The 14,820-nt window shown below is 73.1% G+C and carries 10 protein-coding genes; 3 read left to right on the top strand and 7 right to left on the bottom strand.

The window, feature by feature from the left end; genetic code table 11:
* Nucleotides 1-7 precede the first annotated feature (7 nt).
* From M8H82_RS17225 to M8H82_RS17200, 6 genes are all read right to left on the bottom strand, one after another.
* Nucleotides 8-751 (bottom strand): class I SAM-dependent methyltransferase, encoded by a 744-nt coding sequence (locus M8H82_RS17225; protein WP_250074881.1) that lies wholly within the window; start codon nucleotides 749-751, stop codon nucleotides 8-10.
* Nucleotides 748-2,121 carry a condensation protein gene (locus M8H82_RS17220; RefSeq protein ID WP_250074879.1) on the bottom strand — a complete coding sequence of 458 codons (1,374 nt, stop codon included), beginning with the start codon at nucleotides 2,119-2,121 and terminating at the stop codon, nucleotides 748-750. The genes M8H82_RS17225 and M8H82_RS17220 overlap by 4 nt, the downstream gene beginning before the upstream one ends.
* The gene (locus tag M8H82_RS17215; protein WP_250074877.1) at nucleotides 2,118-6,425 is read right to left on the bottom strand and encodes an alpha-(1->3)-arabinofuranosyltransferase family protein; all 4,308 of its coding nucleotides are present in this window, start codon (nucleotides 6,423-6,425) and stop codon (nucleotides 2,118-2,120) included. Before M8H82_RS17215 ends, M8H82_RS17220 begins: the two co-directional genes overlap by 4 nt.
* The gene (locus M8H82_RS17210) at nucleotides 6,422-7,120 is read right to left on the bottom strand and encodes a bifunctional 2-polyprenyl-6-hydroxyphenol methylase/3-demethylubiquinol 3-O-methyltransferase UbiG (protein ID WP_250075259.1); all 699 of its coding nucleotides are present in this window, start codon (nucleotides 7,118-7,120) and stop codon (nucleotides 6,422-6,424) included. Before M8H82_RS17210 ends, M8H82_RS17215 begins: the two co-directional genes overlap by 4 nt.
* A 98-nt stretch (nucleotides 7,121-7,218) precedes the next feature.
* On the bottom strand, nucleotides 7,219-8,370 hold the full coding sequence (locus M8H82_RS17205) for a glycosyltransferase family 4 protein (RefSeq protein ID WP_250074875.1): 1,152 nt from the start codon (nucleotides 8,368-8,370) through the stop codon (nucleotides 7,219-7,221).
* Between the two features lie 225 nt (nucleotides 8,371-8,595).
* Entirely contained in the window at nucleotides 8,596-9,570 is a 975-nt protein-coding gene (locus tag M8H82_RS17200) for a DUF3068 domain-containing protein (protein ID WP_250074873.1), read from the bottom strand.
* A gap of 198 nt (nucleotides 9,571-9,768) precedes the next feature.
* On the opposite strand from M8H82_RS17200, the gene M8H82_RS17195 reads away from it, so the two are divergent.
* The gene (locus M8H82_RS17195) at nucleotides 9,769-9,921 is read left to right on the top strand and encodes a hypothetical protein (protein ID WP_250074871.1); all 153 of its coding nucleotides are present in this window, start codon (nucleotides 9,769-9,771) and stop codon (nucleotides 9,919-9,921) included.
* A 3-nt stretch (nucleotides 9,922-9,924) separates the two neighbouring features.
* The gene (locus M8H82_RS17190; protein ID WP_250074869.1) at nucleotides 9,925-11,178 is read left to right on the top strand and encodes a helix-turn-helix domain-containing protein; all 1,254 of its coding nucleotides are present in this window, start codon (nucleotides 9,925-9,927) and stop codon (nucleotides 11,176-11,178) included.
* A 40-nt stretch (nucleotides 11,179-11,218) separates the two neighbouring features.
* Here M8H82_RS17190 and M8H82_RS17185 read toward each other — a convergent pair whose 3' ends face one another.
* Nucleotides 11,219-13,915: an MMPL family transporter gene (locus M8H82_RS17185; RefSeq protein WP_250074867.1), complete on the bottom strand. Its 2,697-nt coding sequence runs from the start codon at nucleotides 13,913-13,915 to the stop codon at nucleotides 11,219-11,221.
* A gap of 169 nt (nucleotides 13,916-14,084) precedes the next feature.
* Here M8H82_RS17185 and M8H82_RS17180 point away from each other — a divergent pair, with 169 nt between their 5' ends.
* Nucleotides 14,085-14,705, top strand: coding sequence for a TetR family transcriptional regulator (locus tag M8H82_RS17180; RefSeq protein WP_250074865.1), 621 nt, complete (start codon nucleotides 14,085-14,087; stop codon nucleotides 14,703-14,705).
* Nucleotides 14,706-14,820 lie beyond the last annotated feature (115 nt).

Below are 14,820 nucleotides of genomic sequence, written 5' to 3'. Positions count from 1 at the left end.
CCCCTTCCTAGGTCTTGCGCGCGGGTGTCTTCTGGGCGTGCAGCAGGAGGATCGAGGCCAGTGGGGGTCTGGAGCAGGCCAGCCGGTCGAGGGAGCGCAGGGGGCGCGGTACGCCGTGGAAGGGGGCGCCGGCCAGGCGTACGACGTCGAAGCCGGAGGCGGCGACGAACTCCTTGAGGGCGCGGGCGGTGTACAGGCGCAGATGGCCCACCACCTCCTTGCCCGGGCGGCCGTGGATGGCGCGCAGGCTGACCTCGGAGAACACGGGCTGGACGCCCGCGAGGACGAGGGCGCGGTTGTACCAGGCGGCCAGGTTCGGGGTGGACAGCATCAGATGGCCGCCGGGGCGCAGGACGCGGCGGATCTCGTCGAGCGCGGCGTCCGGGTCCACCAGGTGCTCGATCACCTCGCTGAACAGGACCGCGTCGGCGGACTCGGACCTGAACGGCAGTCCGCCGCCGGTGAGTTCGCCGCGGACCGGTTCGCAGGCCAGGCGGGTGCGGGCCCGCCGCAGGGCGTCCTGGGACCAGTCGACGCCGATGATGCGGTGGCCGGGCAGGAGGGGGGCGGCCACGGCGGCCGCGGTGCCGTCGCCGCAGCCGATGTCCAGGACGGTGGCGGGGGTCGAGGTGCCGAGGGCCGCGGCGAGCATGCGGGCCTGGCGCAGGCTGCGGGGGGTGCCGGAGGAGACGGGGACGGCGGGGTTCTCGTAGAAGTCCCGCAGGTCCTTGGGGGGCGCGGTGGTGGTCACTCGGTCACCTCCGTGGTGTGCAGGTAGTGCTCGAACAGGTCCCGCAGGTGGGCGCCGTCGCCGTGGCCGAGCAGGGCGCGGGACCAGCGCAGGGCCAGGTGCAGGCGGCCCGCGGTGGACGCGGTGGTGAAGGTGAGGCCGCGGGGCATCCGGGCGGGCGCCGAGAACCAGACCGCGTCGGCGCGGCCGGCGTCCTCGCCGAAGTCGAGCGGGTACGGGATACGGCCGATGTTGCTGAGCAGGGTGGTCGACGTCCACGGGGCGGCGGCCCTGCGCAGGCCCCTCGTGAGGGCGGCCCGCCATGCCACGGGGGTGACCGGAGCGGTGAGCAGCGCCGCGCCCCGGCCCAGCTGGGGGCGGGACAGGGACTTCAGGGCGCGGGTCCGCGTCGCGGTACGGCTCAGCAGGTCCCGCATGTCGGTGGGGCGCAACTCGTCCGGGCCGAACGGCACTTCGACGAGCCGGGTGCCGTTGCCGATGGGCATGGTGGTGTCCCGGGGCCGGTCGTCCACCGGCATGGTGATGCGCAGGGGGCGGGGCGGGGCGCCGTGCTCCCGGTTCCAGTGGGCGAGGGTCAGCGCGGTGGTGACCATCAGCTGGTCGTTGACCGTGTACGGGGAGCCCTTGGGCCGGTGGGGCAGCGGAAGCTCGGCGACGAGCACGCCGTTGCCGGGGGAGCGCTCGGGGGTGCCCGCCGCGACCCGGGCCGGGCGGGCCCAGTTGGAGGGGGTGTCGGTGAGGGCCTGGGGCGGCTCGGGAGGCCGCACGGGCGGCGCGGCGGCGGAGTTGTCCCGCCCGCCGTACAACTCGGCTGCGGTGGCCAGGACCCGGAGACAGGCGGGGCCGTCCAGGGCGGTGTGATTGATGGTGAGGAAGAGGACGGTGTGCGGGGGATGGGTGGCGGGGGTGGCCGCGGGGGTGGCATGCGGGGTGGGAGCGACGGTGAGTGCGGCTGCCGCCTCGCTGCCCTCCGCCCGGCCCGCCCCCTGCACCACCTCCACGCGGATCGGCGGGGAGACGGACAGGGGCGGGGCCGACGTCAGGGCCCGGGTCCGGGCGTCCCGGAGTGTGTCCGGGCCCGGCGGGAGGAAGGTCACCACCTCCACGTCCGGTTCCCCGGTCAGCTCCCACTCGTAGCGCCGCCGGTACCACCGCCCCGGAGCCTCCCGCATCAGGATCCGCGGATGGCGCCGCAGCGCCTCGGCGAACGCCGTGCGCAGGCGGTCCGGGTCCAGAGGCCCGGGCAGATGCACCTCGATGTGCACCGTCTCCGGTTCCTCCTCCTGGAGACAGTGCCGGGCCACCTCGTCCACCACCGGGAACGGGACGCGCTCGGGTGTCCGACCGGCCCGGTGGTCCACCGCCGTCATGTCGGCTCCCCCCTCCCCGTGGAGTCGGTGGGCTCCTGCGTCTTGCGGAACGGGATCCGCCGGGTCGGCGGGTCCTCCTCCGGTCCGGTGGCATACGGCGGCGACTGGGTGGGAGGCAGCACGGCCGTCGGACCGGGCTCGCGCGGTACCGCCGTCGGACCGGGCTCGCCCGGTGCCACCGTCGCGGCATGCGCCTCCTCCGTCGGCTCCGCCCGCTCACCCACGCTCACCAGCGCCGCGAACAGCCCGATCAGGGTGAGGAGTTGGGCCGTGTGCCCGAAGGCGCCCGACCCTTCCCGCACCGGCTCCCCGGCACCGAACGCCGCCACGACCCCGGCCGCCGCCAGCGCCAGCAGGGCGATCGGCACGAGGAGTTCCTGGCGCCGGCGCGCCAGCAGCGCCAGCGCCGGTACCAGCAGCGCCCACCAGCCCGCGATCACGGCCGCGACCAGCGTCAGCGCCACCACGCCGAGCCACAGCCCCGGAGCCGGCGGCAGCGGCTGCGGGTCCTCGGGGTTCGGTTCGCGGCGGCGCCACAGCGCGAGACCCGCCAGGACCGCGAGACCCGCCCCGGCGCCGATCAGACCGGCCTCGTACGTCACCGCCGGTTCGTACGACAGCTTGACCGTGCCGCCCTGCCCGGCCGGGATCCGCCAGCCCTGCTGCCAGCCGTCGAGGCGGACCGGCGTCAGCTCCTCGCCGTCCAGCTCGGCGCGCCAGCCGTCGTTGAAGTTCTCGTACGTCGTCAGGTAGGCCGCCGCACCGGAGCCGACGGTCACCTCGCGGCGGTCGCCGAGCCAGTCCCGTACGCCCAGCTCCCGTCCCGCGGCGGGGGAGTCCGGGACGGTGCCGCGGGTCAGCGTCACCGCGGTCACGGTGAGCGGGCCCGCGTCACCGGCCTCGACCCGGTGCGATCCGGAGGAGAGCTCGAGCCCCGACTCCGGGCACGGGGTCACAGCCACGGGACGGCGTTCCGTCAGGTCCCGCACGGTCCCGCGCACGCTCGTCTCGTACAGCTCGCCGTCCACCGCCAGCACCGGGCCCTCGCCGCAGGGCAGGGAGAAGCTCCGGTCGCCTTCCGGCTTCGGGGTGCGGTAGCGGTCGAGCGCCGGGACGTAGGCCTCGGTGAGGCCCACCGGGAGCTGCACGTCCTCGTCGGCGAACGGGTTGTACAGGGTCAGCGGGGCCGTCTCCGTGATGGTGATGTCGAGCCGGTCCGTGGTGATCGGCGGGAAGCGGACGTTGCCGTTCTCGTCGACGCCCGCGACGACCGCGCCGTCCGGGGAGCTGATGTGCACCTCGGCGGGGCGGCTGGACAGCCCGCCGGCCGGGGGCAGCACGATCTCCCCCACCGGCTGCTTGCCCTCCCAGGTCAGGTGGATGGTGGGCCGGTCGCCCGCGATCCACGCCGTGGTCAGGTCGCCGTCCGTCAGGTTGCGGGCCGACAGCCCCGCGCCCAGCCGGGCCGTCGAGTCCGCCGTCGCCACGATCCGGTCCTGCTGCTCCGGCGCCACCTCGTACAGCAGCCGGTCCAGCGCCTCACCCGGCACCGCCACCGCGCTCGCGCCGATCTCGTACGTTCCCGAGGTCCCCGTGGTGAAGCGCCGGTGCAGCCCCGCCTCGGTGCCCGTCGCGGAGAGCCCCGTGGGGTCGGCCGGGCGGGACAGGGAGATGATTTCGGCGCCGGCGGAGGAGTCCTCGGCGTCCGTGGGCAGCCGGAGCAGCCGGGTCACCTGGACGTCCGGCAGGGTGATCTCGGAGAAGCCCGCGCCGCTCAGGCCGGTGCGGCGCTCCACGGAGTCGACGATCGTCAGCTTCATCCAGTCCGTGGCCCCGGCCGGCGCCTTGATGCTCTGCCGCCTGCCGCTGGGCTCCAGATAGCTGGTCCTGGTGCCCTTCTCGGTCTCCACCCGCACCCGGGTGGGCGCCGACCGCACGCCCTCCTGCGGCAGCGGTGTCACCTTGAACGCGGCCGGCATCTCGTACTCCTCGGTGAACCCGATCCGCAGCCACTGCCCGTCCGGCGAGGCATGGGACCCGTCGGCCCACGCGGTGTCCGGGTTGCCGTCGAAGGCATTCACCGGGTCGTACTGCGGCAGGTGGAACAGCCAGCTGCCGTAGGAGGAGGCCGACACCGAGCGGGCGCCGCGCAGTTCGGCGACCGTCTGGTGGTCCAGGCCCTCGGTGGGCAGGATCTGGTGCGGTCGCTCGCCCGCGTCCTGGGCCGCGTCCGGCGCGTTGCGTTCGTCCCGGGTGTACGTGTACGACGTGTTGCCGCTGACCAGGCCGAACCGGGTGTCCGCGCGCCGCAGTCCGTCGCCGATCACCTGCACCGGCGGGGTGCCGAGCCCGGGGTGGTGGTCGCCGGTCAGCACGCTCGCCCGGCCGCGCAGCTCACCGGCGACCGGCAGCAGCGACTCCGGGCCGCCGGAGACGACGGCGGTGTCCGCGACCGGACTCAGCGCCGCCTGCCGGGGCCGCGGCACGTCCTGGGGCGGCTGGTAGATCTCCACCGCCCGCTGCCTCGGGTACAGGCCCTCCACCTGGAGCGGGGTGTCGGGTGCGATCACTCCGCCGGTCATGACGGGCCCGTACCCCTTCACCCGCTTGTAGCCGGACTGTTCGAGGGTGCGCTTGACGATCGTCGTCGGGACGTTGCCGACCTGGTCGGGATCGAGGTCGTTGCGGACGATGACGTAGTGGATGCCCGCCCGGCTCAAGTAGTCGGCGAGGCCCGGCACTTCCGCGCCGCTGGCCAGTGCCTGCTGGACGGCGTCCATGGCGCGCCGGTTGCCGGGGGTGCCGAAGGGCACGTAGTCGCGCTGCGCCCAGCGGGACTCGGCGACCACGTCGAGCGGCTGGTCGATGGGGGAGCCCCAGGTGTAGATGCCGTGCGCGGTGGCGGGGACGACCAGGACCCGGGCGTCCGGGGAGTACTCCTCCATCCAGTCGGCCGTGGCCGACCAGTAGTCGGGGATCTCCTTGAACGAACCCGGCTGCAGGATCGAGCCGTTGAGGTACGGCCACATCAGGCCCGGCAGCACGAGCACGGCCGCGATCAGCGGGGCGAACCGCCGGCCCGGCGCCGGGCGGGCGCCGGGCGCCTCGGCCGCCAGGCCGACCAGATGCGCCAGGCCCAGGACGAGCGCGAGGGCGAGGCCGGTCTGGAACTTGTAGATGTTGCGGAAGGGGACGAGGCCGCCGTCCAGCCAGTCCTGCACCACTCCGTGGAAGGGGGCGCCGAACGCGCCGCCGTATCCGGCGAGCAGGATCAGCGCCGTCGTCAGCACGGTCAGCACCAGCCAGCGCCGCTCGGGCAGGTCCCGTCTGGCCAGGCCCGCGAGGCCCAGACCGGCCGCCAGCGCCGAGCAGACGATCACCACCACCGAGGAGGCGACCGCCCAGCCGGCCGGCAGCCAGGCGTCCCCGAAGTGCAGATACGCCACCCAGTTCCCGGCCCCGCGCAGCGCCTCGGTGGCCGCCATGGTCTCGGTCGTGGTCTGCGAACTCTCCACGTAGGGCAGGAAGTTCTCGCCGTAGACGCCGAGCAGCAGCAGTGGGATCCACCACCAGGCGGTGGCCAGGAGCACCCCGGGCACCCACCAGGCGATCAGCTTGCGCTGCCGCGGTCCGGGCGGGCGGGTCAGCAGATACAGGCCGACCGGCAGCAGCGAGGCGAGGGTCGAGGCCGCGTTGACGCCGCCCATGAACGGGATGAGCAGTGCCGAGCGGAGGGCGGCGACACGGGCGCTGTACCGCTCGTCGACCAGCGGCAGCAGCACCCAGGGCAGGAACGCGCCGGGCAGCGCGGCCGCCGAGGTGGAGCCGACGACGACGGTGAACACCGGCCACAGCGCGTAGGCCAGGGCGGCGAGCAGCCGGGAGCCGCCGCTGCCGATCCGCAGCCGCTCGGCCAGGCGCAGGGCGCCCCAGAAGGCGACGGACACGATCAGCGACAGCCACAGCCGTTCCGCCAGCCACACCGGCAGCTGGACGAGATCGGCCAGCCAGTAGAACGGCAGCATCGGCCAGAGGTAGCCGCTGTACTGGTTGGAGATGCCGCCGAAGCTGCCCTGGTCCTGCCAGAGCTGCCCCAGGTCGGAGAGGAACCGGCCGGGGTCGACGGTCACTCCGAGCTTGGTGTCGAAGGTCTGCCGGCCCGGCTGCACCGCGAGGAGGAGCACGAACACGACGGCCCAGAACCCCAGCAGCCAGCGCCGCGACCGCGGCCCCTCCGGGGGGCCCGCCATGATCGCGGTGGTGGATACGGCTGCCGGGGGAGGAGCCTGGACCGTGCTCGTCATGGGTGACACCGCCGGAGGATGAGGAGGAGGTTCCAGGTGGCTATCTCGCGCAGGCCGGGCGCCTTGACGACGGTCTCCGCGAGAAAGGGCCAGTAGCGGGAACGCGCCGAGACGACCGTGACGTCGTCGCGGGCGCGGACCTGCCGCAGGGTGGGTCCGATGTGCACGGCGAAGAGGTTCTCGCCGAGGGTGTGCTTGGCGGGCCTGCCGGTACGGCGCCGGTAGCGGGCGCGGGCCCGCTCGGCACCCAGGTAGTGCCAGGGGGCCCATTCGTGCCCGCCCCACGGCGACAGCCAGTTGGTGAACGACACGTAGATCAGCCCGCCGGGCCGGGTCACCCGGATCAGCTCGCTGAGGAAGGTCGCCGGATCGGCCACGTGCTCCAGCACGTTGGAGGAGAAGGTGACGTCGGCGACCCGGTCGTACAGGGGGAGCAGATAGCCGTCGGCGACGACGCTGCCGTCGGGCGGCTTGCCGCCGAGCTCGTTCAGGTCCGGTTCGAAGAGGTAGGCGTGCGCGCCGCGCCGCCGGAACTCCTCGGTGAAGTACCCGCTGCCGCCGCCGACATCGACGACGGTCCGCCCCGCGACGGATCCGTCGTACGCCTCGACCTGGTCGACGGCGTCCCGGGCCAGCAGGGAGTAGCAGGACTCGGGGTCCTGCTGTTCCCGGAGGAAGGCCCGGAAGAGCGTCAGCGACCTGCGGAACGAGGGGTCCTTGGCGTAGGGGCGCGGGGCTGTGTCCGAGGTGCGGCCACCGCCGCCCGGGCGCGCCTCGCCGGACTGCGGCTGTCTCACGAGGCCCAACCCCGCACCGCCTCCGCGGCGACCGCCCGGAACTGCCGCACGGTCCGGTCCCACCGGTAGCCGGCGGCATGGTCCCGCGCCGCCTTGCCCATCAGCTCCCGCCGGTGTCCGGACAGTGCCAGGGTGCACCACGCGGCGGCGAACGAGGACTCGCCGGAGGCGAGCAGCCCGGTCTCCCCGTCGACCACGGAGTCCCGCAGTCCGGGTACGTCGAAGGCGATGGTCGGGGTCTCCCGGGCGGCCGCCTCGGTCACCACGAGACCCCACCCCTCCACGGCGGAGGGATGCAGCAGCAGCCAGGCCGCGCACAGCAGCCGGTGCTTCTCGGCCTCGGTCACATGGCCGGTGAACTTGACGCCTGGGCCGGCGAGCTGTTCCAGCCGCCGCCGCTCGGGGCCGTCCCCGACGATGACGAGCCGGCCGCCGGTGACCGGCCGCACCCGCTCCCACAACCGCAGGAGCAGATCGATCCGCTTGTACTCGACGAGCCGCCCCACCGCCACGAACAGCGGCTCGGAGGAGCGGTCGGCGAGTGGGCCCGGTTCCTCCACACCGTTGTGGACGAGCCGTATCCGGTCCCGCTCGACTCCTATCGCGCGCAGCGCGTGGGCCGTGGACGGGGAGACCGCGACCAGCAGACTGCGCTGCTGGGCACCGGTCAGTGCCCAGTGCTCCAGTCGTCGCCCGATGCGGGCGGCCGGGGCCAGGGGCCCGCCGAACCGCATCCGCCACAGGTCGGTGTGCACATGGTTGACCAGGCAGAGCGTGGGGCCGCGGTGCCACAGGGGAGCCAGGTAGGGCACTCCGTTGCAGACCTCGACCAGCAGGTCGGTCTCGCCGACCTGGCGGGTGAAGGCGGAGCGGGCGCGCAGGTAGTGGCCGTAGGCACCGCCCGCGGAGACGACCCGGTAGTCGCGGTAGGCGGCGGGGCCGCCGCAGAGCAGGGTGACCTCGTGGCCGAGGCGGGTCAGACCGTCGGCGAGGCGGTCCACGAGCAGTTCGGAGCCTCCGGCGGACCGGTTGCCGAGGTCTCGGTGGGCGAGGAAAACGATTCGGCGCGGCTGTGGGGGGAGCGCCGGAGGGTGCTGCGGCACCGTGGGGAACGAGGCACGCAGCGGGGACGGCACGTGCTGGGGCATGGGTGCTCCAACATGTCTCGGGGTGCGGAACTCAGCGTGGGGGAAGAGTGCGCCGAATGAATACGGCTGGGGCGAGCTGGATGGTGCTGTGGGGGAACCGGGAGCTTTCTGGGAGACGGCTGTGGACGGGTTGTGCTCGGGTGGGTTGGACAGTTTTCGCTTCGCCGTTCGTCACGGCTACTCACCCAAGTGACAATTTCGGGCTTTATTAGAGCTGACGTAATGTCACATCGTGAGGGGCGGCTGGGACAACTCGGGTGAACCGGGATCACGCCTCCCGCGTACCACCAAAGCGCCCCCCACCGCGGCGAGGACGAATCCCACCACACCCGCCCCGATGGGCAACGTCTGCCCCACCAGGCGGAGTCGGCCGCTGTCGTCCTCGGCCTGCGAGACCGCCTCCTTCTGCGTCTCGGTGGTGAACGCGATCTTCTCGCTGTCCAGCAGGACCGCCTCGTCCTTCTCGCCGCCCGGCGCGCGCAGGGTGCGCCGGGGACCGGTCTGGGCATACAGCACCCGGCCCGTGGCCTGGTCGACCACCAGCTCGACGCCGTGGTTGGCGTACCACTCCTCGGCCAGTACCTGGGAGGCGTCCACGTCGACGAGCCGACCGGGCACCAGCCGTGTGCCGGTCCGAGTGGCCGGCACCGACCCGGTGAACCGGTAACCGGTGTACCCCTGGATCTTCTTGGTACCCCGGTAACTCATCGTGATCGTCCCGCCGAGGGTGTTGTCCCACCACCGGTAGTCCCGCTTCTGCACGTCGAAGGGGAACTTCAGATAGGCCTCGCCCTCGATGTACGGCTTCTCCTCGCAGCAGTGCACCGGCCTGGTGGTCTTCCGGTCCATCACCCAGCGGTGCGGTACGTAGTCCAGCGCGTCGTACGGGTCCGCCGCGGGCAGTGACTTGTCGGTGTCCACCGTCGTGATCACGTCCCAGACGGCGTTCCCGCTCTCCTCACTCTCCGCAACATTTCCCCGCACCCGCTGGGTGACGGTGATGGTCCGGTCCGGCACGGTCTCGATCTTCTCGGTGTCGAAGACGCTGCCGGTGCCCTTGTAGACGGCGGTGGTGTCGATGTCGATGGGATTCACGGCGGCCCGTGGCTCGACGTACCAGGCGAGCATGGGTGCCAGGACCAGCAGAAACGTGCCGAGACCCAGCAGGATCAGGGACAGGGGTGAGGCGGTTCGGCGCATCCGGGCACTCCAGGGAGGTGTGGTGGCGGAGTTCGGGCCGCTCTATGGGCCGGGAACCGTAGGCGCCCCTTGACGGAGTGTCAATGTCGTGTCGACACTGGGGCGGACAGTCAGGGACGGGAAGCCCGGGTGGGGCGACCGACAGCGGCCGCGACGAGCCGCTGACCGATGCGGCCGTACAGAGAGGCTGACCCCGAGATGTCCAGACTGCTCGCCGCCGCGCTGACCGTAGCGCTCGCCGCCGCCCTGGCGGTGGGAGCCGCGCTCGGCGTGGTCGCCCTGCTGGAGGCCACCCCCGACCGGCCGAACAACCCGTTGATCACCTACGAGCAAGCCGGCCAGGGGAGTTGACCCGTGCCGCCCGCCGCCCGCACCGACGCCGTCTCGACCCGCTCGGCCTGGCACGACGTCCCCCGCCTCCAGGTGCGCCGCTTCGCGGCCATCGCCATGGCGGAGGCGCCGGAGCTGGCCGAGCAGATCATGCACGAGATCCGCCGCGAGTATCCCCATCTCCCGGTCGTCCTCGACGAGTCGGGCGAGCCGATGGCCCTGATCGGCATCCGCCGGGCGATCGAGGTCTTCGTCCAGCACCTGGAGACCGCGGAGGGCCGCCCCCGGGTCCCGCCCGGCGTCTTCCAGGAGTTCGGCCGGGGCGAGGGCCTCAACGGCCGCAGCCTGGACTCCCTCCAGGCGATCTACCGCATGGGGGTACGGCTGGCCTGGCGCCGCTTCGCCGACATCGGCCAGCGCGTGGAGATCCCGCCACCGGCCATGTACGAACTGGTCGACGCGGGCTACGAGTACCTCGACGGCCTGGTGGACCAGTCGGTGCGCGGCTACGCCGAAGCCGCGGCGCGCCAGGCCGGGGAACGGCTGCGTCTGCAACGCCGCCTGATGGAACTGCTGCTGACCGAGCACCACCGGGGCGACCCGGCCGAGGCCCTCACCGAACGGGCCGCGCGGATCGGCTGGCCGCTGCCCCGGAAGGTCGCGGTGGGCGTCCTGCTGCGGCCGGCACGCGAGGCGGTGGCGCCGGCGGTGGGACAGGGCGTCCTGCTGGACATGGAGTACGAACAGCCCCGGATGGTCGTCCCCGAACCGGACGCCGCGGGCCGCTCGGAGCTGCTGCACCGGGCGCTGACCGGCTGGTCGGGCGCGATCGGCCCACCGGTCCCGCTGGCGGACGCGGCGAAGTCGCTGCGCTGGGCGGAGGCGGCGGTGGCGCTGATGGAACGCGGCCTGCTGCCCGCGGGCGAGGTGCTGTACTGCACGGAGCACACCGAGGCGCTGGTGCTGCTCCAGCCGGAGGAACTGCTGGACGACCTGGCCCTGCGCTGCCTTGCCCCTCTGGCCCACTGCGGCCCCACCCACGGCCGCCGCCTCGCCGAGACCCTGCTGGCCTGGCTGGAGACGAGGGGCGGCGCCCCCGAGGTGGCGGCACGGCTCGGCGTCCACCCGCAGACGGTCCGCTACCGCCTGCGCCAGATCCGCGAACTGTGGGGCGACGAGATAGACGACCCCGACCGCCGCTTCGAGCTGGAACTGGTGCTGCGGGCGCAGCGGTTGCGGGGCCGCCTCGGCGAATTCCGGCGCAGTCAGCAGCCGTAACGACTCTCGGGCGGCGTCAGAAAGGACATCGTGCGTGCGGTCAGTCAGCGCCGACAGTGATGTCGGTCGGTGACTGAGCGGGTCCGGTGCGGGGCGGCCGGTGCAGCCGGGCGCCCTCGATGTCCAGATCGGGCAGCAGCCGGTCCAGGCCGCGCGGCAGCCACCAGGCGCCGCGCCCCACCATCGCCAGCACCGCCGGCACCAGGGTCATCCGTACGACGAAGGCGTCCACCAGCACGCCGAACGCCAGGGAGAACGCGATGGGTTTGACGATGGCGTCCTCCGACGTCACGAAGCTGGCGAAGACGAAGAACATGATCAGCGCCGCCGCCGTCACCACACGTGAGGCCTGTCCGGCCCCGTCGATCACCGCGTCCCCGGCCCGGCCGGTGCGCACCCACTCCTCGCGCATGCCGGCCACCAGGAAGACCTCGTAGTCCATGGCGAGTCCGAAGAGCACCGCCATCAGCACGATCGGCAGGAAGCTGACGACGGGCCCGGTCCTGGCCACGTCCAGCGCGTCGGCGAGCCAGCCCCACTGGAACACGGCCACGACCGCGCCGAAGGACGCCCCGACCGACAGCAGGAAGCCGATGGTCGCCTTGACGGGCACGACCAGCGAGCGGAACACCAGCAGCAGCAGGATCAGGCAGAGTCCGACGACCACCGCCGCGAACGGCAGCAGGGACGCGGTCAGCCGGTCGGAGACGTCGATCCCGATCGCCGTGGTGCCGGTGACCGACACGGCGGTGCCGGTCTCCCGCTCGATGACGGCCGCGTCGCCGCGGATGGCGTCGACCAGGTCCTGCGTCGACTCGTCCTGCGGTCCGCCCTCCGGTACCACCTGGATCACCGCCCGCCCGGACTCCGGCGCGTACTGCGGCCGGCCGACCTTGACCACGCCCGGCAGTTCCCGCAGCCGTCCGGCCACCGCGGCCGCCTGCTGCTGCCCGGTATCCCCGGGGGTGTCCGCCTCGGCGAGCACGAGCAGCGGCCCGTTGAAGCCGGGCCCGAACGCCGCGCCGACCCTGTCGTACGTCTCGCGCTGCGAGGTGCCGTGCGCCGCCGTGCCGTTGTCGGGCAGCGCGAGCCGCAGGTCGGCGGCGGGCAGCGCCAGGGTCACCAGGGCGGCGACGCTGCCGACGACGACGAGCAGCGGACGCCGGGTGACGAGCCGGGCCCAGCGCCGGCCCATGACGGACGCCTTTGCCGGGGCGTCGTGTGCGGTCTTGCCTGCGGCCTCTTCTGCGGTCTTCCCTGCGGTTTTGCCTCCGGCCTGTCCTGCGGTCTTCCCTGCGGTTTTGCCTCCGACCTGTCCTGCGGTCTTCCCTGTGATTTTGCCCCCGGCCTCTCCTACGGTCTTGCTCGCGGCCTTTGCCGTGGCCTCCTCCGCGGCCCTTCCGGTGGCCTCCTGTGAAACCCCTCCCGCGGCCTCCTTCGCGGCGCCTGCCGTGGCCTTTCCCGTGGCCTCCTGTGCAGCCCCTCCCGCGGCCCTTCCCGTGGTCTCCTTCGCGGCCTTTCCGGAGGCCTCCCCTATAGCCCCTCCCGCGGCCCTTCCCGTGGCGCGGTGCGTGCCCTCCGCTATGGCCCCTTGCGCGGCCTTCTCCCTGGCCTCCTCCGTGCCCCCCGCAGGAACGGCCCCCTGCGCGGCCTTCCCCTTGGACCTTTCCGCGCCCCCCTCAGGAACCTCCCCGGAGACGACGGCCGCCCGGCGCGCGGCCCGGGAGCCCGGGCGGGGCGCGAGCCGTGACCCCGCGAGGCCGAAGAGGGCGGGCAGCAGCGTCACCGCGACCAGCACGGCGATGAGCACCGTGGCCGCCGCGCTCAGACCCATGACCGTCAGGAACGGGATGCGCACCACGAGCAGCCCGACCAGCGCGATGACGACCGTCGTCCCGGCGAAGACGACCGCGCTGCCCGCCGTCCCGACCGCCCGTCCCGCCGACTCGCGCGGTGTCATGCCCTGGGCGAGCTGGGTCCGGTGCCGGGACAGCACGAAGAGCGCGTAGTCGATGCCCACCGCGAGACCGAGCATGAGCGCGAGGCTCAGCGCGGTCGACGACACCGTCACCCCGGAGGACAGGGTCAGCAGCCCGGCGAGCCCGGTGCCGATGCCGACGAAGGCGGTCAGCAGCGGCATCCCGGCGGCGAGCAGCGAACCGAAGGTGACGGCGAGCACCGCCAACGCGACCAGGACGCCGAGCAGTTCGAGGACGCTGGGGGTGAGGACGCCGCTGCCGTACGCCTGACCGCCGACGGAGACCTCCAGACCCGCCTCCTCGGCGGCAGCGGTGGTCGCCTCCAGTGTGTCGAGCGTGCCGTCGTCCAGGTCGGCGCGGTCGGCGTCGTAGGTGACCTGGGCGAGTGCCGTGCGCTGGTCGGGGGTCACCGTCCCTGCCCTGTCGGGCGGGATCACCGCGGCGACCTGCGGGGCGTCCTGCGCGGCGGCGAGGGTCCGCTGGATGCCCCGGGAGGCCGCCGGATCGGTGACCTTGGTGCCCTCGGGCGCGGTGAACACGATCTGGGCGCTGGTGCCCGCGGCGGCCGGGAAGTCCTTGGCCATCGTGTCCTGCGCCCGCTGGGATTCCGAGCCGGGAATCGTGAACGCGTTGTCGAGCTTGCCGCCCACGACGAGCAGCGCGCAGACGGCACCGGTCAGCACGGCGAGCCAGGCCGCCAGGACGAGCCGCCGACGGCGGTAGGCGCCGAGACCGAGCCGGTAGAGCCAAGTCGCCACGGAGATGCTCCTCGTGCAGTAGTGACAAGTGCGGTGAGTGGCACACGCGGTCAGGGGAGCGGGGGGGCAGACCCGCAGGGTCAAAAAAGTGTCATGACTGACACCATAGCCAAAGTGTCATGGCTGACAGATTTCGTACCGTCGGTTTTCCGCCTGCGATACTCCGGTCATGGCAACCCTCGACACCTCCTCCGCGGAGCCACGCGGGCGTCGCGAGGCGCACAAGGCGGCGACCCGCAAGGCCCTCCAGGAGGCCGCCGCCCGCATGTTCGAGGAGCGGGGGTACGCGCAAACCACGGTGCGGGACATCGCGGCGGCGGCCGGAGTCACCGAGCGGACCTTCTTCCGCTACTTCCCCTCCAAGGAGGACCTGGTCCTCGACGAGGTCCTCGACCTCATCCCGGTGATGGGGGCCCATGTCGTCGCCCGCCCCGCCGACGAGGACCCCTACGCCGCCGTCCTGGGCGCCTGTCTCGACCTCATCGCCGACGGCATGCCCGGCCTGATGTTCAGCGGGCCGCCGCAGAGCTTTCCGGGCCGGCCGGTGCGCCAGTTCCTGCCGGTCCTCAGCCAGTTCGAGGAGGGTCTCGCCGAGGCCCTGCACCGGCGGCTCGCCGAGCACGGTCCCGGCACGGCCACGCCGCTGCGCGCGGCCGTCCTGGCCCGGGCCGCCGTCGGCGCGATGCGCTCCGCGCTGTTCGCGTACGCCGCTCTGCCGGAGGAGGAGCGCACGCCCGCCGTGGCGCACGACCTGCTGGCCTCCGCGTTCGCCTACCTCCGGGAGTCATGAGCGCGCGCGGCATCCGCGCATCGGGTCGCCGCAGGCCCATTGCCCAGGCAAACCCACCATGAGTAGCCTGTGTTCGTCATTCCGACCGACCGTTGAAATTTCGAACATTAGGGAG

This window comes from Streptomyces sp. YS415 (assembly GCF_023544665.1).
Lineage (GTDB): Bacteria > Actinomycetota > Actinomycetes > Streptomycetales > Streptomycetaceae > Streptomyces.
This window is presented reverse-complemented; position numbering and strand designations above follow the sequence as displayed.